Here is a 17,264-nt window from a genome sequence, read left to right as displayed (position 1 = left end):
CGACAATAACCAGTGCCCCAAGAGTTGGTGACACATGCGTCCAAGGTTCAGGACTTGGGCGTGATGTTGGACGGTTTGGTGAGAAGACTTTGCGTGGGTGGCCAGTCACTGGCCAAAAGGGTTTGAAAACGCTCCTGCCAGTGCTTGATCAAGCGATCTTGCAGACAACGTCCCAGATCAGCGGAGGCCTGGCGCGCATCACCGATCACTCCCGTCGCGCTGAGGTCGTCGGTGAGCCAAGCGCAGGGCGCCGCCCCTTCGAGACTCCAGCCCGCTGGAGGATCCTGCGCGGATCCTGGTGCTGGACGTCCATCCACCGGGCGGGCGGATCCAACCAGCTCTGGGGCCATCTGCAGCATCAAGCTGGTTTCGGCTTGGCCGGCATGAAGTCCATGGGCCAACTCCTGCTCAGGCAACAGATCCGCCAGCCCCTCCACGCCACTCCAGAGGAAGCAGGGCAGAACGGCCAACGACGGACAGCGAGCGCGCAGCTGTCGGGCTGCCACCTGCAGCAAACCGATCTGGCCGCCATGGGCGTTGAACAGAACCAGGCGCTGCACCCCCATCGCCGCCAGCTGCGTGCCCACCTGGTCGACCAGATCCAGAAGCAGAGGAGCTGAAAGGCTGAGGGTGCCGGGAAAGTTCTGGTGCTCAGGCGAAAAGCCGATGGCCTGACACGGCAGTCGCCAAATCGGCAGAGCTGGCTCAAGCCCGCGCAACACGAAATCGAGGATGCCCTCAGCAAAAACAGCGTCCGTCGAAAGCGGCAGTTGGGGGCCGTGTTGCTCACAGGCTCCGAACGGCCAGATCACCGTGGCACCAGGATGGCTGGCAGCACAGCTGGCCTCGGGCCAGGTCAGCTGATCAAATCGCTTGCGGAGCTGGTCCATGGCGTTGCACAGGCATGGGGGTGCTGATCCCAACCCAGCCTGTCAAAATGAGCGATCGACAAGCCCAATAGTCCATGCCCGCAGCCGGCAGCCCGCAGCCCAACCGCCCCAAGGCACCCAAGCCGGCAGCGACGAAACCGCTGCAGGTGATGCAGATCAACCGCCGCGAAGAACAGGAAAAGCTGGCTCGTGAAGCGGCTGAAGCACGGGCAGCAGCAGAGGCTGCGGCGGAAAAAGCACGCATCCTTGAGGAACGGGCGGGTCTCGCCACACCGCCGCGACCGATCCAGCAGGACTCCACATCGTCTCCAGGCACGGATGACGACGCTCTGTTCGACATGGGCGGCATGGAGGCCATGACCATGGCCGACCTGATGGGCGCGCCGGATCAACAACCCAAGAAGGAGCAGAGCAATCAGCCGCGCAGTGTGGACGACTTCGATTTCGATGAAGAAGCCTTCCTCGCCGCCCTGGACGAGAACGCTCCGGTGGGCACCACCGGTGAGGTGATCAAGGGCACGGTGATCGGCATCGAAAGCGATGGCGTGTACGTGGATATCGGCGGTAAAGCCCCCGGCTACATGCCCAAGAGCGAGGCGGGCCTTGGCGTGGTGACCAACTTCCGGGAGCGCTTCCCCAAGGGCCTGGAGGTTGAAGTTCTGGTGACCCGTGAGCAGAACGCTGATGGGATGGTCACGATCAGCTGTCGCGCCCTTGAGCTGCGCAAGAGCTGGGACCGGGTGAAGGAACTGGAGAAACAGGGGAAAGTGGTTCAAGTCATCGTCAATGGCTTCAACCGCGGCGGTGTCACCTGCGATCTCGAAGGGCTGCGCGGCTTCATTCCCCGCTCTCAACTCCAAAACGGTGAAAACCACCAGGAGCTCGTGGGCAAGACCCTGGGCGTGGCCTTCATCGAGGTGAATTCGGAGACCCGCAAGCTGGTGCTGTCCGAAAAACGAGCCGCCGTGGCCGAACGCTTCCAAGATCTGGAAGTGGGCCAATTGGTGGAAGGGCAGGTTGCTGCGGTGAAGCCCTACGGCCTGTTCATCGACCTTGGTGGCATCAGCGGACTGCTGCACCAATCAGCCATCACCAATGGCAGCCTGCGCTCGATCCGTGAGGTGTTCGACCAGGGCGACCGCGTTTCGGCCCTGATCACGGAACTGGACCCTGGCCGCGGACGGATCGGCCTCAACACTGCCCTGCTGGAGGGTCCTCCTGGAGAGCTTCTGATCGAAAGAGACAAAGTGATGGCTGAAGCCGCCGATCGCGCCAGCCGCGCCCAGAACACCCTGAAACAGCAGGAGCAGTCCGCCGGATGAGCACTGCTGCCCTGACAGCCGCCGAAGACTGGGAACTCGACTTCTACTCCCGACCCATCCTTGAGGCCGATGGCCGCAAGCGTTGGGAACTGCTGATCACCTCCACCCCTGCCGCAACGGGCGATGCAGAGCCCTTTCGCTTCGCCAAGGTGTGCCCCTCTGGTGAGGTGAACTCGCTTTGGTTGAGCCAAGCCCTGGCAGAAGCCAAGGAGGCATCCGCCAGCGGGGGCTGGGGTTCTCCCGTGCGCCTGCGCTGCTGGCGCAGTTCGATGCGCACCATGGTGCAGCGCGCCGCAGCCGAACAAGAGCTCGAGGTGATTCCCAGTCGCCGAACGTTTGCCCTGCTCGACTGGCTTCAACAACGCGAGAGGGAGGTTTATCCCGAGGAGGAGGGCTTCATGGCGGGCCCATTGGCACCGCCGCCGGCGCCCGTTCCAACCCCTCCGGTGCCGCTGCCGGAGGAAGTTCAAGGCGACGCCTGGAGCTGGGCCGCCCTGCCGGCGAGCCTGCTGCTGGAGGCATCGGAATGGCCGATGAGTTTCAGCGGGCTGCTGCAAGTGCCTGATGGCATCGACCCCGAAGCCTCTGTGCCGGGTCTGCGCCTGTTCAGCCAAAGCCGCTCCCTCGCCATGGCGGGCTGGTTGGGGGGTCTTGAGCCCGTGCGGATGATCGTTGAAGACCGCCAGCTGGTGCTGGAGGCTGGTCAGGACGACCGCTGGCTGGTGAGCGACCTGGAGCCAGGCATCGCCGCTGAAATCGCCGAAGCCCTGGCCACTTCGCAGCAGCAGGTGCGCGGCCTCCAATTCATCGCCATCCAGTCCAGCCCCGAAGAACAGACCTTCGGTGGTTTCTGGATGCTGCGGGACATCCCAATGGCCTGACGGCAGGGCTGATGAAAGACGGGCCGTTTGATCGACCAGACAGCCGCTTCAACACGTTGAAAGGCTGGACCTGGATCGGTTGTTACGGGGGCTATTACCTCCAGAGCGATCTGCTTCACGAGCAGGGGTTCGAGCACGGCTTTTTCACCCGGCTCTGGCACGGCCGTGGACCTGATGAACTGGCGGGGTACGTCAGCGCCGGCATCAGCGTCCACCGGCCGCAGCAGATTCACAGTGGGATCGTCCTCAACGCCAGCGACGCCCTTCAGGATCCCTGGCCTGAAGCCGATGGCCTGGTGAGTGATCGCGGAGGCCAGAGCCTCTGGGTGTGCGGCGCTGACTGCACCCCGGTTCTGATCGCGGATCCCGGCACCGGGCATGCCGCGGCCTGTCATGCCGGTTGGCGTGGGGTGGCGGCTGGAATCCTGATCACGGCCCTGGATCAATTGGTGGAGCGGGGTGCGCGGCGGGAGGATCTGGTCGTTGCCCTGGGTCCGGCTGTCAGCGGCCCCTGTTACCAGGTGGGCGACGAGGTGGTGGAGGCCGTCAGCGCCGCGGTCCCCAACGAGGCTTCCTTATCCGATGCAGGGGCCCTGCTACCGGATGAGCAGCCGGGGCGGCATCGCCTGGACATTCGAACGGCCGCCAGAGTGCAGCTCCAGGGCGCAGGAATCCTCAGCGAACGGATCGCCCACTGCCCGCTGTGCACCGTCAGTGAACCCGAGCTGTTCCATTCCTGGCGACGGGATCAGGTGAAAGCCGTTCAGTGGAGCGGAATCGTGGCGCAAGCCCCCGTCTGCAGCTGAAACTTAAACAGGCTTGGTCCTCAGGATCTGAATGGCCAAGGCTTCAGCAGCTCGAATGCCATCGATTCCGGCCGAGAGGATGCCGCCGGCATAGCCCGCCCCTTCACCCGCGGGCACCAGCCCCTTCACATTGAGCGATTCCAACGCTTCATCCCTGGGAATCCGCACGGGCGATGACGTGCGGGTTTCCACGCCGGTGAGCACCGCATCGGGGTGGTCATACCCCTTCAGCTTGCGGGCAAAGGCCGGCAACGCCTCCCGCAAGGCCTCAACGATGGCAGCAGGGAGCAGGTCATCCAGATCGGCGGGCTGCACACCCGGCTGATACGACGCGGCGATGCCACCCAGACGTGTGGAGGGACAGGCAGCCAGGAAATCCTCCAACCGCTGCGCCGGTGCGGCGTAACTGCTCCCTCCAAGCCTGAAGGCGCGCTCCTCCAGCTCCCGTTGCAGAGCAATCCCCGCCAGCGGATCTCCGGGGAAGCGTTCAAACGGTGCCAGGTCATCGGCGTCCAGAGCCACAACCAAACCGCTGTTGGCGTTGCGCTCGTTGCGGGAGTGCTGGCTCATGCCATTGGTCACCACCCGGCCTTCCTCCGAGGTGGCACCCACCACAAATCCTCCGGGACACATGCAGAAGCTGTAGACGCAGCGGCCGTTTTCAGCATGGTGAACCAGCTTGTACTCGGCGGCCCCGAGACGCGGATGGCCCGCCGCCTCCCCCCAGCGGGCTGCATCGATCAGGTGCTGCGGATGCTCAATCCGCACGCCCACGGAAAACGGTTTGCGCTGCAGCTGCACACCGATCTGCTCCAGCATTTCGAAGCAGTCGCGCGCGGAATGACCGGGAGCCAGCACCAGATGGCGGCAGGGAATCTCCGTTCCATCGGCCAGCACCACGCCATCGAGTTGATGGGGCTTCCCAGCGCTGCTGTCGCTGAGCTGAAGGCGTGTGACGCGACTGTTGAAACGCACCTCACCGCCTAGGGCTTCAATCCGTGCCCGCAGGCCACGCACCACGGTGGCGAGCTTGAAGGTGCCGATGTGGGGGCGGTGCAGCGTGAGAATCTCCTCGCTGGCACCACAGGCCACCAGCTCCTCCAGCACCTTGCGGCCGTAGTGCTCGGGATCGCTCACCTGGCTGTAGAGCTTGCCGTCGGAGAAGGTGCCGGCTCCGCCCTCACCGAATTGGGCATTGGATTCCGGGTTGAAGGGGCTGGTGCCCCGCCAGAAGCCAAAGGTGTCAGCGGTGCGTTGCTTCACGGCCTGACCCCGTTCCAGCAACAGCGGTCGGAACCCCATCTGTGCCAACAGCAGAGCAGCGAAATAACCGCAGGGGCCTGCCCCCACCACCACAGGCCGATCGGCCGCATCCAAGGGGAAGCCATCGGGGGCATGACCCACAGACCGGTAGCGGGTGTCTGGAGCCAGACGCACCCTGCCTTTGTTGCCGATGCGCCGTAACAGGGCGGCTTCACCCTTCACCTGCACATCCACGCTGTAAATCAGCTGAATCCGGTCGCGACGCCGCGCATCAACACTGCGCTTCACCAGGGTCTGACCCAGAAGACGATCCGGCGGAATCCTCAAACGCTTGAGCACCGCCTCCTGCAGCGCTTCCTCCCCATGGTCGAGGGGCAGCTTCAGTTCACTCAGGCGCAGCATCTCGAGGTCGTGTCCTCAGACCTCATTCGATCAGACCGGCCATGGCCTGGCCCGATGGTGCCAGGCCAGCACGAAAGCGAGAATCACTGGCCACCGCCTTCAGTCGAAGACGCTCCCCGCGGCGACGCTGATCAAAGGCCTGGCAAATCGGAACAACCTCCTTCTGATCAGGGTCCAACCAACCCATCGCATCGATGCCCCCGTCAGCGGACAACGGCAAGGGTGCTGCATCGGCCAAGGCCAACAGCCGAGCTGCATCAAAGCCCGCCCCCGCGAGCAACGATGGAGCCTTGCCGGTGGACTGCTGGAAGTCCTGTTGAAACTCAGCCCAGGCTGCCCCACGGGCTGGGTGCTGCAACCCAAGCTGTTGCCAGGGCACCGCGGGCGCGTCCTGCAGGTCTTCCGCCTCGGTGAGCCAAATCCAGTTCGGCGCCTGCGGTGCACCACCGCCGAAGCGCCCCTGCTGCTGCTCAGCCCGCAGCTCTCGGGAGAGGGGACCGTTCGGAGCATCAGCCACCACAACGGTGGGCACCCAAGACCAGGCCATGTCGTCCTTGAACCGTTGCAGACGCCCGTTGTTGCTGGGATCCACCCGCTGGATGGGCTGTGCTTCGTAGCTCTCAACAATGCCGCCAGCGGCCTTGAACAGCTCCACAAAGGCCTTGGAGCTGGTGGACTCAAGGGCAGAAGGGTCTTCGACCACCATCGCCCGTCCCCAGCCAGCCTCCATCGCCGCCTCCACCATCGCCTTGAGATCCTCCTGGCGGGAAGCAACCAGCGGCCAGAGCCGTTCACGGCCTTCCAGCCCGCGCAGGGTGTCCAACGACTGTCCACGCTGATAGGGAAGCAGAACGGTGAGATCCCGCTCGTCAGCGAAGGCGGCAAAGGCCCGCAGATCCGCAGACGGGGGAGCCACCAGCAGCTTGAGCTCCGTCGATGGCATCAGCTGCGGATCGGGAGCATCGCCGAAGTTGGTCCCATGCCAGGCAACTTGCGGGAAGGGCTCTCCACAGGCCTCCACCGACGCCTGCCCCAGACGAAAGCCCTGGAGGAAGTTGTGCCGCAATTCAGCATCGCGGTGCCCCATCGGCAGCAGCACCGCCAGCCTTGGGCGGCTGACGCCACTGGCCACGATCGACTGGCAGCCGATGAGCGTGGCTGCAACAACACACCACGACAGCCAAGGCCAACGTCGCCACTCAGGCTTCGACATGGGATCGGAGGGAAGCAACCCGATCCCCGCAAATTAGGGAGAGGAGTCGGACTCGTCCGGTTTTGTCACAGAGGATTCAGGCCCACCGTCTGAGCCGCCACCCAACTGGGACAACCAACCTGCCAAAAGCAAGCCAGCACCGATGCCGATGGCCAGGGTGCGGTTTTCAGCTGCGGCGCCCTGCCCCCAGGCCGCTGTGGCCAGAAAGGCACCCCCCAGCAGCAGACAGGGCACCAAGACAATGCCCCGGGCAATGCGGTTATCAGCCATCGCCCCCACAGCTGTTGCTAGCCAAACCAGCGGCAATCAACCCGGTGCTCAGGTCACGCTCAGCACCGATCGGTGTCACCCGGGCCATCAGCTGCCCCTCGCTGGAGCCGACCGGCCGCAGATTGACCTTGCGACGGCGCGGCAGTTCCTGACGCAGCCATGCGGTGGCCTCGGCCTCCTGGCTTGCATCAACGGCGGAACAGGCCAGGGCAACGGTGTAGGTGCGGTTGTGGTCTCCCACCTGCAGCAGGGAACTGCTACGCACCTGAAGCACCTCTGCAGCCTGCACCGGTACGGCCCAAAGCAGCAGCAGAACGCCGATTAAGACAAGACGAATCAAGAGGTCGGGGCGTTGAGAACCGGCATGGGAGCCGGAAGGCCCACCATTTCAGCATTGCTTTTGCCCGGGGGAACCATCGGATAGCAGTTCTCACCACGACGCACGTGGATGTCGATCAACATCGGGCCAGGGGCCTTGAGCGCCGCCTCGAGATCACGCTTCAACGAGTCCCGCTCGCGGATGTGCACGCCGTCCACACCGAAGGAGCGGGCGAGAGCCACGAAGTCCGGCATGCCATTGAGCATGTCGGAGGCGGAATAACGCTCCTCGTAGAAGCTCTCCTGCCACTGACGCACCATGCCCTGCCAGTGGTTGTTGACGATCACCGCCTTCACCGGAAGGCCATAGGCCGCCAGGGTTCCCAACTCCTGAATGTTCATCAGGATGCTGGCGTCACCCGCGATGCACACCACCTGACGATCGGGGCACGCCACCTGGGCGCCCATGGCGGCCGGCATGCCGAAGCCCATGGTGCCAAGACCGGCACTGCTGATCCAGCTCCGGGGCCCATTGCGCAGGTACTGGGCCGCCCACATCTGGTGCTGACCCACGTCCGTGGTGACGATGGCATTCGGTGCCAGCTCGCGAACGGCGAGCAGCACCTCCTGGGGGAAGAGGGGGCCTTCGGTGGGAGGCACGGTGAGGGGATAGGTCTCTTTCCACTCGGCGATGCGCGCCAACCAAGGAGAAGTGCGGGGTTGCACCTGCTGCTGCAGGCTCAGCTCCACCAAGCGCGCCACGCTCAGGCCCAGATCACCCAGCACCGCCACATCGGGGCGACGGGTCTTGCCGATTTCGGCCGGGTCAATCTCAAAGTGGATCACCCGGGCCCGGGGGGCGAAGGTGTCGAGCTTTCCGGTCACCCGATCGTCAAAACGGGCGCCAACAGCGATCAGCAGATCGCATTCGGTGACGGCGAAGTTGGCATAGGCCGTGCCGTGCATGCCGAGCATGCCCACCGAGAGAGGGTCGTTTTCATCGAAGGCACCCTTCCCCATCAAGGTGGTGGTGACAGGAATCTGATAGCGCTCAGCGATCACCCGCAGGCTGTCGTGAGCACCGGCTGAGATCGCACCACCGCCCACATAGAGCAGCGGACGCTCCGCCTCGGCGATCAGCTCAAGCGCCGACAGGATCGGTTCATCCCGGGGGGGCTGAGGCTTGCGGAAGCCTTTGGGAACAATCGAGCCGGGCTCAACCGGCACGTAATCGAACATCTCCTGGCCAACATCCTTCGGGATGTCGATCAGCACGGGGCCCGGACGACCACTGGCTGCAATCAGGAAGGCCTGAGCAACGATGGAGGCGAGGTCAGCCGGATCGCGCACCACCCAGGAATGTTTCACGATCGGCAGGGTGATGCCGAAGATGTCGGTCTCCTGGAAGGCATCGGTGCCAATCGCCGGACGCGGCACCTGACCGGTGATCACCACCATGGGCACCGAATCCATCTGGGCGGTCGCGATGCCGGTCACCAGGTTGGTGGCACCCGGCCCCGACGTGCCGAAACAAACGCCCACCTTGCCGGTGGCACGCGCATAGGCATCGGCCGCGTGGGCGCCGGCCTGCTCATGCCGCACCAGGATGTGCTTCACCCAGCCCTCGCTCTCGGCGATGTGGAGTGCGTCGTAGATCGGGAGAATCGCGCCGCCGGGGTAGCCGAAAATCGTGTCGACGCCATGGCGCCGCAACGCATCCATCAGTGCTGTCGCCCCAGACATTCTCTGGCCACCGTGACCGGCCTGCTGCCCAGTGACGGCCGAAGACGCTGAGGTGAGAGTCACAGAAGCGACGGGTCAATGACCCTCAAGGTTAAGGGCCCGCAGCTCCCCTGGCTTGGTCAGAGCAGGCCGAGGGCATGCAGCGGCCCTTGACCACTGATCAGCTCGAGCAAAAAGGCTGAAAAACCAACCATGGCCAGACGGCCGTTCCAGACCTCGGAACTGTTGTTCCAGCCCCATTCCCACTTCTCCTGGGGATAGAGCTTCACCTTGTTGGGCAGCTCCGCCGCCGCATCAAGGCTCACCTCAGGGCCCTGCAAGCTGGTGGCCACGAGATCCGCCAATCCCTCGATGAAGGGGGCATAGGTGTCGAGAGCACGCACCCGACGGAAATTCACCACACCGGCTTCGGTGGCCAACTCCCGGTATTCGATGTCGATTTCCTCAAGCGTCTCGATGTGTTCGCTGACGAAGCTGATCGGCACCACCACCAGATCGTTGGTCTTGGCTTGCCCCAATTCCTCAAGGGCCTCCTCGGTGTAAGGCTTGAGCCACTCCACCGGACCTACACGGCTTTGGTAAGCCAGGGTGAAGGGGTTCTCGTGGCCCAACTGAACGGCCAACTCCTTCATGATCAAACCGGTGCAGGTTTCGATCTCTTTTTGATAGGGGTCGCCCGCCTCTTCGACGTAGCTCTTCGGCACACCGTGGGCACTGAAGAAGACATGGGCCTTCGTGGGGTCGTCGCTGTTGCGGACCTCTGCCGCGATCAGCTCGGCCATGGCCTTCACATAGCCAGGGTGATCAAACCAGCTGCGGATGCAGCGAATCGGCAACTTCTCAAAGGCCGGATCTGCCTGACGCAGGCGCTGCAGCTCACGGAAACTGGATCCACTGGTGCTGATCGAGAAATGGGGGTAGAGGGGGAGCACCACCACCTCATCCATGCCATCGGCCTTGATGTCCGCCACAGCGGATTCGGTGAACGGATGCCAGTAGCGCATGGCCACGTAGCTGGTGGCATCGATGCCGCGCTGACGCAGCAAGCTCTGGAGTTCACGGGCCTGCTGCTCGGTGATGCGCCGCAGCGGTGATCCGCCACCGATGGAGCGATAGGCCTCCTGCGACTTGCCACTGCGCAGGGTGCTGATCAACCAAGCCAGCGGCTTCTGCAGCGCCGGACTGGGAAGCCGAATGATCTCCGGATCGGCGAACAGGTTGTAAAGAAACGGGCCAACGTCCTGGATCCGCTCCGGGCCACCCAGGTTCAGCAGGACGACACCGACGCGAGACATACCGATCAGAACGGTTTTCGGGGGTTGAGCGTAGCTGCCACGGACGCGATCCTTGGTTCCAACGACACATTTATGGAGCTCAAATATGGAGCTCAAAAGTGCGCTGGAGTCCGCCAATGCGCAGCTGGCGGCACAGGGGTCAGGCCTGCGCATCGAACAGCGAGGTCGGCGGCTGAACCTGCGCGGGTCTCTGCCGTTGCGCGGGGATCCGAGCCGGAAGGGCCTGCAACGGATCAGCCTGGGGCTGATGGCCGATGCAGCAGGACTGAATCAGGCCCTCAGCACCGCTGCCCTGGTGCAGTTGCAACTGGAGCAGCGCAGTTTTGATTGGATGCTCTGGTCGGCCTCCTCCTCTGCCGCCACGGCCAGAGGGCGTTCGATCGGGATCCAGGCCGCCATCGAGGGCTTCGAAGCAGCCTTTTTTGCCGACCCGCGCCGACGCCGTTCTCCGGCGAGCAGTCGCACCACCTGGACCAGTGCCTATTTGCCCTACCTCCGGCGACTGGCGCGTCAGTGCGGTGATCAGCCGCTGGAGCCAGCGCTGCTGATGCAGACGCTGACCAGTTACGACGACGGCAGCCGCAGCCGGCAGCAATGCGCCACAGCCCTGGCCGCCCTGGCCCGGCACCTGGAGCTGCCCTTACCGGAGGACTGGCGCCAGGAGGCCGGCGGCTATGGCCTGCACCGGGCCCGGTTCCGCCAGCTGCCCACCGATCCGCAGATCCTCGAGGCCGCAGGCCGCATCCCCAACCCACAGTGGCGCCTGGCCTTTGCCCTGATGGCCACCTACGGCCTGCGCAACCACGAGGTGTTCTTCTGCGATTGCTCCTCCCTGGCAGCGGGCGGAGATCAGGTGTTGCGAGTGCTGCCCACCACCAAAACCGGTGAGCACCAAAGCTGGCCGTTCCACCCCGACTGGGTCGAGCACTTCGGGTTACAGGAGCTGGCGGAGAATCCGGCCGCTCTGCCAGCCATCCAGACCGATCTGCGGCGAACCACCCTGCAGCAGGTGGGACGACGCGTAAGTGAGCAGTTCCGCCGCTACGACCTGCCGATCACCCCCTACGACCTGCGCCACGCCTGGGCGGTGCGCACCATTCATGTCGGCCTGCCGGACACCGTCGCCGCCAGGATGATGGGCCACTCGGTGACGATCCACACCCGCACCTATCACCACTGGATCACCCGGCGTGATCAGCAGCAGGCGGTGGATGCAGCCCTGGCCCGGCAACCGGCCTGACAACACCCTGTCTGCTTTTTTTCACATCAACGATGACCTCATTTCTGAGGCCGCTGGCCTACCGCTACCGCTGGATTTACGACACAGTCACAGCGGTGTCGTCGCTGAGTGTTGGCGGGGTAAAGCGCCTGCGGGGCCTCGGGCTCGAGGCGGTGCAGCCCCATCTCAAGCCCGGCGCATCGGTGCTGGATCTCTGCTGCGGCAGTGGCGAAGCAGCGGCCCCCTGGTTGGCGGCGGGCTATGCCGTGACGGGGCTCGATGTCTCCCCCCGCGCCCTGGATTTGGCCGCCCAACGCCACCCAAACCTGAAGCGGGTGGAAGGGCCGGCCGAAGATCCGCCCCTGGCCGATGCCAGCTTCAGCGCCATCCAGCTGAGCGTGGCCCTGCACGAATTCCCCCGCAGCGATCGGAAACGGGTGCTGCGCAGTGCCCTGCGACTGCTGGAACCGGGCGGCTGGTTGGTGCTTGTGGATCTGCATCCAGCCGGGCCTTTGCTGAGGCTCCCCCAGCAACTGTTTTGTGCCCTGTTTGAAACCGACACCGCCACCGCCATGCTGGAGGACGACCTCCCCACCGAGCTGGAACAACTCGGGTTCAGCAGCGTGAGCCAGGAACTGCTGGCGGGTCGGGCCCTGCAACGCATCACGGCCACTCGGCCTCGATAGAACCATCACCCCCTCACCCCATGAGCACCAACGACCTCGATCAATCCGCCGCGGAACTGGGCATGGGGGGCAAGCTCGCTCCAGAAACCGACGATGCCGGTTACCGCAAACGGATGGAGCGGCGCCAGCAGGTGCAGAAGCAAAGGGTGGAGGAACGAAGTAAGGAGAAGGGGCTGGTGCTGGTGTTCACCGGCCAGGGCAAGGGAAAAACCACCGCCGGGCTTGGGCTGGTGCTGCGCACCCTTGGCCATGGCGAGCGGGTGGCGATTGTTCAGTTCATCAAGGGGGGCTGGGAGCCCGGCGAAGCACGGGCACTGCAAGCATTCGGTGATCAGGTGAGTTGGCATGCCCTGGGGGAAGGCTTCACCTGGGAAACCCAGAACCGAGAGCGGGATCAGCAACTGGTGGAGGCGGCCTGGCAGACGGCCCTGGGCTATCTGCGCGATGCCAGCGTGAAATTGGTGCTGCTGGACGAACTGAACGTGGCCTTGAAACTGGGCTACATCGAGGCCCATACGGTGATCGCCGGATTGAACGAGCGACCGGAGCTCACCCACGTTGCGGTCACCGGCAGGGGGGCACCAGCCGAGCTTGTGGAGCGAGCCGATCTGGTGACGGAGATGACCCTGGTGCACCACCCCTTCCGCGAACAGGGGGTGAAGGCCCAGGCGGGCATCGAGTTTTAAGGGTTGAACCAGTCGGTCTCAGGCCGCTTCAGCCGCCTCGAGATCATCCTGAAGATGACGGGTGGCCGCGGTGAGCACCGAAAGCCCACTCACCAACAGAGCGCGATGCACCACCGGTTCACGCCAGCAGTCGGGATCCTGACTGGCCCGTTCCAAGGCTGAAAGCGTGAGACGGGCCATCACACCGCTTTGGGTGGCATCGGTCTCTGGCATCAAACAGCCGCGGTTTCCCCATCCAAGCGGCGATCAGAGGCTTGTGCCAGTGCTTGCTACTGTCGAAAGGATCTGGACCGTAGATGACCTACACACGCGTCCTGCTGAAACTCAGCGGCGAAGCTCTGATGGGATCTCAGGGCTATGGCATCGATCCCGCCATTGTTCAGTCGATTGCTTCCGATGTGGCCAAGGTGGTGGCCAATGGCACCCAGCTGGCGATCGTCGTGGGCGGCGGCAACATCTTCCGCGGGCTGAAGGGGTCTGCAGCGGGCATGGAGAGAGCCACAGCTGACTATGTCGGCATGTTGGCCACGGTGATGAACGCCATCACCCTCCAGGACGGGCTCGAGAGGGCTGGTGTTCCCACCCGGGTGCAAACCGCCATCGCCATGCAGGAAGTGGCGGAGCCGTATATCCGTCGCAAGGCGATCCGGCATCTGGAGAAAAACCGGGTGGTGGTGTTCGGCGCCGGTTGCGGCAACCCTTTCTTCACCACCGACACCACCGCTGCCCTGCGGGCCGCCGAAATCAATGCCGATGTGGTGTTCAAAGCCACCAAGGTGGATGGGGTCTACGACAAAGACCCGGCCAAGCACGCCGACGCGGTGAAGCACGCGCAGCTCAGCTATCAAGACGTGCTCAGCGGCGAGCTGGGCGTGATGGACAGCACCGCCATCGCCCTTTGCAAAGACAACAACATCCCGATTGTTGTCTTCAACCTGTTTGAACCTGGCAACATCGGCAGAGCCGTGGCCGGGGACCCGATCGGGTCCCGCATCGGCGACCCCTCCTAAACAACGCCAACCCAGTTCGCACGCCTCTTCCCTCAGCAACCATGTCGACCCAGGACCTCGAAGCCAGCATGCGCAAGTCGGTGGAGGCCACCCAGCGCAACTTCAACACGATCCGTACCGGCCGGGCCAATTCCTCCCTGCTGGATCGCATCAGTGTGGAGTACTACGGCGCTGACACACCGCTGAAGTCGCTGGCGACCCTGTCGACCCCAGACTCCCAGACCATCCAGATCCAACCGTTCGACATCAGCGCCCTGGCCTCGATCGAGAAGGCCATCGCCATGAGTGAGCTGGGCTTCACACCCAACAACGACGGCAAGATCATCCGCATCAACGTGCCGCCCCTCACCGAGGAGCGCCGCAAGGAGTTCTGCAAGCTGGCTTCGAAGTACGCCGAAGAAGGCAAGGTGGCCCTTCGCAACCTGCGCCGCGACGCCATCGACAAGATCAAGAAGCAGGAGAAGGAAGGCGAGTTCTCCGAAGACCAGAGCCGCGACGAACAAGACAGCATTCAGAAAACGCTCGACAAATTCATCGCCGAACTGGAACAACACCTGGCCACCAAGGAAGCCGACATCCTCAAGGTGTGAGCAACGAATCAGATCGGACCCGCGACGTTCTGATCATCGGGTCCGGGGCCGCTGGCGGTGCAGCGGCCGTGCATCTTGCATCGGCGGGCCATGACGTTCTGATGCTTGAGCGCGACACCGAGCCGCGAATCAAGCCCTGCGGTGGTGGCATGGCGGCCTCAGTTCAGCAGTGGTTCCCCTTTTCTTTGGAGCCCGCTGTGGAACAGGTGATCCGCCGCGTGGATTTCAGTTGGTGCCTGGAGGATCCGGTGGTGGCCGAATTGCCAGGGGATGCACCGTTCTGGATCGTGCGCCGCGAAACGCTCGATCAACTGCTCTCAGATCAGGCCATTCAGGCGGGGGCGGAACGCCTTACAGGCGTTGAAGCCAATGACATCCGGCGCCATAGAGACGTATGGCACGTCACGGCAACCGATGGACGCCATTGGCAGGGGCGGGCCGTGGTGATCGCCGACGGTTCGGGGTCCCCTTGGCCCCAACGGCTCGGCCTGGGAGCCAAACAACCCCAGATGGCCACCACCATGTCGGTGCGACTCGAGGGTCAAGGCAAGCTCAGCGATGGCACCACCCGTTTTGAATTCGGCCTGGTGAAACAGGGCTTCGCCTGGGCCTTTCCCCTCGCAGGTGGTGTGAATATCGGTGTGGGCAGCTTCATCGGCAAGCAGGATGCCGACCCAGAGCAGGTGCTGGCTCAACTGTTGCCGGATCTGGGCTTCGCCGCCGATGCCGGCATCCGTCAGCGTGGGCAACTGCGGGTGTGGAACGGCCATCACCGTCTGGATGGCAACGGCATCGTGGTGGTGGGCGATGCGGCATCACTTTGCGACCCATTTCTGGCGGAAGGTCTACGGCCCGCCCTGATGAGTGGCTGCGAAGCAGCTGGACATCTGAGCCAATGGCTTCGAGGCGACAGCCGGGATCTGCGGGGCTACAGCCGCACGATGCGGGAGCGCTGGGGGGAGTCGATGGCCTGGGGTCGGCGCATTGCCCAGGTGTTCTATCGCTTCCCCGGTGTGGGGTATCAGCTGGGGATCAAGCGGCCCACCGCACCACGGCGGATCGCACAGATTCTCTCCGGGGAGATGGGCTATGGCGACATCGCCCAACGGGTGATCAAACGGCTGCTGCTCCAGCGCAACTAAAGACCGAGGCTGAGCTGCTGGCTGCCGTTGTCGGATTGCTGAGGTTTGCGCCGGCGGCGAGTGGTTGTTGGCTTTAAGCCCGCCTTGCGAGAGCCATGCTTGCGCTGAATCGCATCGGCATGGCGATCAAAACCGGCTGATCGACGAATCTCCCAGATGCGATCTTTGGCCTCCTGCATCGATGCGGTGACATCAACGATCGGTGCCGGCATGCCACCACCCAGCATCCAGGGCTCATGGATGTGAATCGAGGGCACATCCATGAGTTCAGGGCACCACTGACGGATGAACAACCCCTGGGGATCGTGGTCCATGCCCTGCTTGATCGGGTTGTAAATCCGAATTGTGTTGATCGATGTGCTGCCCGACTGCATCTGGCACTGGCTCCAGTGGATCCCCGGTTCGTAATCAACAAACTGACGGGCCAGATGCAGACCACTGTCCCTCCAGGGAAGCCAGAGGTTGTAGCTGGCGAAGGACATCAACATCGCCCGCATGCGGAAGTTGATCCAGCCATGGGCCTGCAAAGCGCGCATGCAGGCATCCACAAAGGGAACACCGGTGCGGCCTTCGCTCCAGGCCGTCAAACGCTCGGCATCCGCTGAGCGAATGCCCCGCATGAAGGGATGGAAATCGCTGAATTCAATCGCCGGCTGATCCTCCAGCTTCTGGATGAAGTGGCAATGCCAGTGCAGGCGTGATTCAAAGCTGCTGACACCACGGCCACTGTGGTTGCGACTGGTCTGCAGCACCTCCCGCATCGAGAGGCAACCCCAGGTGAGGTATGCCGAAAGCCGAGAACAACCGGTGAAGGCGGTGTTGGGACTCGACATCGCCCGTGGATAGCGCGGGGCCCGGTGCTGCAGAAAATCGCGCAATTCCCCCAGACCGATCGAGCGACCACCGGTCTGCCGCTGCGGACACGCATCCGACGGCAGATCTGAACAAGGCCGCGCCGGGATCACGCCGGGAGCAATACGCTCCAGCGGTTGCAACGCGGCCAGCGCTGGCGTGATGGTCTCCGCCATCTGAGCCTCCCAGCGCTTGGCCCAGCCATTGCGGCTGCGCATCCGGCGCGTGACCCCAAACTGCGGGATTTCCGTCCAGGCGATGCCGTGCTTACGGGCCCAGCCCCCCACGCGTTTGTCGCGCTGGTAGGACCAGCCGTTGCCGGTTTCCTCATGGCTCCACAGCCCATCGATGCCGAACTGGCGCCGGGCCCGCTCCAGCACCTGCACGACATCACCACTGCGAACAACCAACGGCTGGCCCAGATCCGTCAGGGCCTGGCGTAACTCCACAAGCGACTCACGACAAAACAACCACTGCCGCTCCGAGGCATCGGGCTGCTGCCACAATTCCGGCTCCACCACATACAACGGCAACACAGGGCCACGTTCCGCAGCAGCCAGCAAGGGCCGGTGATCAACAATCCGCAGATCACGCTTGAACCAGACGATCTGCAGCGCTGTCATTCACAGCCCAACAAGAGATCTGTTTCTAGTGGATCCGATGCTCCAACCAAGGT

The 17,264-nt window shown here is 63.7% G+C and carries 18 protein-coding genes; 9 read left to right on the top strand and 9 right to left on the bottom strand.

The features are described from left to right. Positions 1-47: 47 nt before the first annotated feature. A complete protein-coding gene (locus tag SynA1544_RS03925) occupies positions 48-890 on the bottom strand; it encodes a creatininase family protein (RefSeq protein WP_186514902.1) in 843 nt (280 codons plus the stop codon). Positions 891-964: 74 nt separating this feature from the next. Between SynA1544_RS03925 and SynA1544_RS03920 the strand changes: the two genes are divergently transcribed. The 3 genes from SynA1544_RS03920 to pgeF are packed head-to-tail and all read left to right on the top strand — an operon-like array spanning position 965 to position 3,899. Continuing rightward, positions 965-2,212, top strand: a complete 1,248-nt coding sequence (locus tag SynA1544_RS03920) for a S1 RNA-binding domain-containing protein (protein ID WP_186514901.1) — start codon at positions 965-967, stop codon at positions 2,210-2,212. Then, on the top strand, positions 2,209-3,093 hold the full coding sequence (locus SynA1544_RS03915; RefSeq protein ID WP_186514900.1) for a Tab2 family RNA-binding protein: 885 nt from the start codon (positions 2,209-2,211) through the stop codon (positions 3,091-3,093). Before SynA1544_RS03920 ends, SynA1544_RS03915 begins: the two co-directional genes overlap by 4 nt. A gap of 11 nt (positions 3,094-3,104) precedes the next feature. Continuing rightward, complete coding sequence (gene pgeF / locus SynA1544_RS03910; protein WP_186514899.1) at positions 3,105-3,899, top strand: peptidoglycan editing factor PgeF; 795 nt, start codon at positions 3,105-3,107, stop codon at positions 3,897-3,899. A 3-nt stretch (positions 3,900-3,902) separates the two neighbouring features. Here pgeF and SynA1544_RS03905 read toward each other — a convergent pair whose 3' ends face one another. Genes SynA1544_RS03905 through hemH form a run of 6 tightly spaced genes read right to left on the bottom strand, consistent with a single transcriptional unit; the run spans position 3,903 to position 10,403 of the window. Beyond that, a complete protein-coding gene (locus tag SynA1544_RS03905; RefSeq protein ID WP_186514898.1) occupies positions 3,903-5,564 on the bottom strand; it encodes an NAD(P)/FAD-dependent oxidoreductase in 1,662 nt (553 codons plus the stop codon). Positions 5,565-5,586: 22 nt separating this feature from the next. Further along, entirely contained in the window at positions 5,587-6,777 is a 1,191-nt protein-coding gene (locus SynA1544_RS03900) for an amino acid ABC transporter substrate-binding protein (protein ID WP_255477710.1), read from the bottom strand. A gap of 33 nt (positions 6,778-6,810) precedes the next feature. Continuing rightward, complete coding sequence (locus SynA1544_RS03895) at positions 6,811-7,047, bottom strand: GIVxVP protein (protein ID WP_186514896.1); 237 nt, start codon at positions 7,045-7,047, stop codon at positions 6,811-6,813. Next, positions 7,040-7,387, bottom strand: coding sequence for a nuclease (locus SynA1544_RS03890; protein WP_115008683.1), 348 nt, complete (start codon positions 7,385-7,387; stop codon positions 7,040-7,042). The genes SynA1544_RS03895 and SynA1544_RS03890 overlap by 8 nt, the downstream gene beginning before the upstream one ends. Continuing rightward, positions 7,384-9,171 (bottom strand): biosynthetic-type acetolactate synthase large subunit, encoded by a 1,788-nt coding sequence (gene ilvB, locus SynA1544_RS03885; RefSeq protein WP_186514895.1) that lies wholly within the window; start codon positions 9,169-9,171, stop codon positions 7,384-7,386. The genes SynA1544_RS03890 and ilvB overlap by 4 nt, the downstream gene beginning before the upstream one ends. 56 nt (positions 9,172-9,227) lie before the next feature. Continuing rightward, positions 9,228-10,403, bottom strand: a complete 1,176-nt coding sequence (gene hemH, locus SynA1544_RS03880; RefSeq protein WP_186514894.1) for a ferrochelatase — start codon at positions 10,401-10,403, stop codon at positions 9,228-9,230. 85 nt (positions 10,404-10,488) lie between these two features. Here hemH and SynA1544_RS03875 point away from each other — a divergent pair, with 85 nt between their 5' ends. The 3 genes from SynA1544_RS03875 to cobO are packed head-to-tail and all read left to right on the top strand — an operon-like array spanning position 10,489 to position 12,994. Further along, positions 10,489-11,643: a site-specific integrase gene (locus SynA1544_RS03875; protein WP_186514893.1), complete on the top strand. Its 1,155-nt coding sequence runs from the start codon at positions 10,489-10,491 to the stop codon at positions 11,641-11,643. Between the two features lie 32 nt (positions 11,644-11,675). Further along, entirely contained in the window at positions 11,676-12,308 is a 633-nt protein-coding gene (locus tag SynA1544_RS03870; RefSeq protein ID WP_186514892.1) for a class I SAM-dependent methyltransferase, read from the top strand. 20 nt (positions 12,309-12,328) lie between these two features. Beyond that, entirely contained in the window at positions 12,329-12,994 is a 666-nt protein-coding gene (gene cobO / locus SynA1544_RS03865) for a cob(I)yrinic acid a,c-diamide adenosyltransferase (protein ID WP_186514891.1), read from the top strand. An 18-nt stretch (positions 12,995-13,012) separates the two neighbouring features. Here the strand turns inward: cobO and SynA1544_RS03860 are convergent, their stop codons facing one another. Continuing rightward, positions 13,013-13,207: a hypothetical protein gene (locus SynA1544_RS03860; RefSeq protein WP_114988539.1), complete on the bottom strand. Its 195-nt coding sequence runs from the start codon at positions 13,205-13,207 to the stop codon at positions 13,013-13,015. A gap of 83 nt (positions 13,208-13,290) precedes the next feature. Between SynA1544_RS03860 and pyrH the strand changes: the two genes are divergently transcribed. Genes pyrH through SynA1544_RS03845 form a run of 3 tightly spaced genes read left to right on the top strand, consistent with a single transcriptional unit; the run spans position 13,291 to position 15,736 of the window. Next, positions 13,291-14,004, top strand: a complete 714-nt coding sequence (gene pyrH, locus SynA1544_RS03855; RefSeq protein WP_186514890.1) for a UMP kinase — start codon at positions 13,291-13,293, stop codon at positions 14,002-14,004. Positions 14,005-14,045: 41 nt separating this feature from the next. Further along, the gene (gene frr / locus SynA1544_RS03850) at positions 14,046-14,594 is read left to right on the top strand and encodes a ribosome recycling factor (RefSeq protein WP_115132871.1); all 549 of its coding nucleotides are present in this window, start codon (positions 14,046-14,048) and stop codon (positions 14,592-14,594) included. Next, positions 14,591-15,736 (top strand): NAD(P)/FAD-dependent oxidoreductase, encoded by a 1,146-nt coding sequence (locus tag SynA1544_RS03845; RefSeq protein WP_186514889.1) that lies wholly within the window; start codon positions 14,591-14,593, stop codon positions 15,734-15,736. Before frr ends, SynA1544_RS03845 begins: the two co-directional genes overlap by 4 nt. Here the strand turns inward: SynA1544_RS03845 and SynA1544_RS03840 are convergent. Beyond that, positions 15,733-17,211: a deoxyribodipyrimidine photo-lyase gene (locus tag SynA1544_RS03840; protein WP_186514888.1), complete on the bottom strand. Its 1,479-nt coding sequence runs from the start codon at positions 17,209-17,211 to the stop codon at positions 15,733-15,735. The genes SynA1544_RS03845 and SynA1544_RS03840 overlap by 4 nt on opposite strands. Between the last annotated feature and the right edge of the window lie 53 nt (positions 17,212-17,264).

Origin of the sequence: Synechococcus sp. A15-44 (genome assembly GCF_014280115.1) — a bacterium.
In the GTDB taxonomy this organism is placed as follows: domain Bacteria; phylum Cyanobacteriota; class Cyanobacteriia; order PCC-6307; family Cyanobiaceae; genus Parasynechococcus.
This window is presented reverse-complemented; position numbering and strand designations above follow the sequence as displayed.

Bases quoted from the DNA above. Each gene is read 5' to 3' on its own strand.
- SynA1544_RS03925 (WP_186514902.1), bottom strand. From the start codon at position 890: ATGGACCAGCTCCGCAAGCGATTTGATCAGCTGACCTGGCCCGAGGCC.
- SynA1544_RS03920 (WP_186514901.1), top strand. From the start codon at position 965: ATGCCCGCAGCCGGCAGCCCGCAGCCCAACCGCCCCAAGGCACCCAAG.
- SynA1544_RS03915 (WP_186514900.1), top strand. From the start codon at position 2,209: ATGAGCACTGCTGCCCTGACAGCCGCCGAAGACTGGGAACTCGACTTC.
- pgeF (WP_186514899.1), top strand. From the start codon at position 3,105: ATGAAAGACGGGCCGTTTGATCGACCAGACAGCCGCTTCAACACGTTG.
- SynA1544_RS03905 (WP_186514898.1), bottom strand. From the start codon at position 5,564: ATGCTGCGCCTGAGTGAACTGAAGCTGCCCCTCGACCATGGGGAGGAA.
- SynA1544_RS03900 (WP_255477710.1), bottom strand. From the start codon at position 6,777: ATGTCGAAGCCTGAGTGGCGACGTTGGCCTTGGCTGTCGTGGTGTGTT.
- SynA1544_RS03895 (WP_186514896.1), bottom strand. From the start codon at position 7,047: ATGGCTGATAACCGCATTGCCCGGGGCATTGTCTTGGTGCCCTGTCTG.
- hemH (WP_186514894.1), bottom strand. From the start codon at position 10,403: ATGTCTCGCGTCGGTGTCGTCCTGCTGAACCTGGGTGGCCCGGAGCGG.
- SynA1544_RS03875 (WP_186514893.1), top strand. From the start codon at position 10,489: ATGGAGCTCAAAAGTGCGCTGGAGTCCGCCAATGCGCAGCTGGCGGCA.
- SynA1544_RS03870 (WP_186514892.1), top strand. From the start codon at position 11,676: ATGACCTCATTTCTGAGGCCGCTGGCCTACCGCTACCGCTGGATTTAC.
- cobO (WP_186514891.1), top strand. From the start codon at position 12,329: ATGAGCACCAACGACCTCGATCAATCCGCCGCGGAACTGGGCATGGGG.
- SynA1544_RS03860 (WP_114988539.1), bottom strand. From the start codon at position 13,207: ATGCCAGAGACCGATGCCACCCAAAGCGGTGTGATGGCCCGTCTCACG.
- pyrH (WP_186514890.1), top strand. From the start codon at position 13,291: ATGACCTACACACGCGTCCTGCTGAAACTCAGCGGCGAAGCTCTGATG.
- frr (WP_115132871.1), top strand. From the start codon at position 14,046: ATGTCGACCCAGGACCTCGAAGCCAGCATGCGCAAGTCGGTGGAGGCC.
- SynA1544_RS03840 (WP_186514888.1), bottom strand. From the start codon at position 17,211: ATGACAGCGCTGCAGATCGTCTGGTTCAAGCGTGATCTGCGGATTGTT.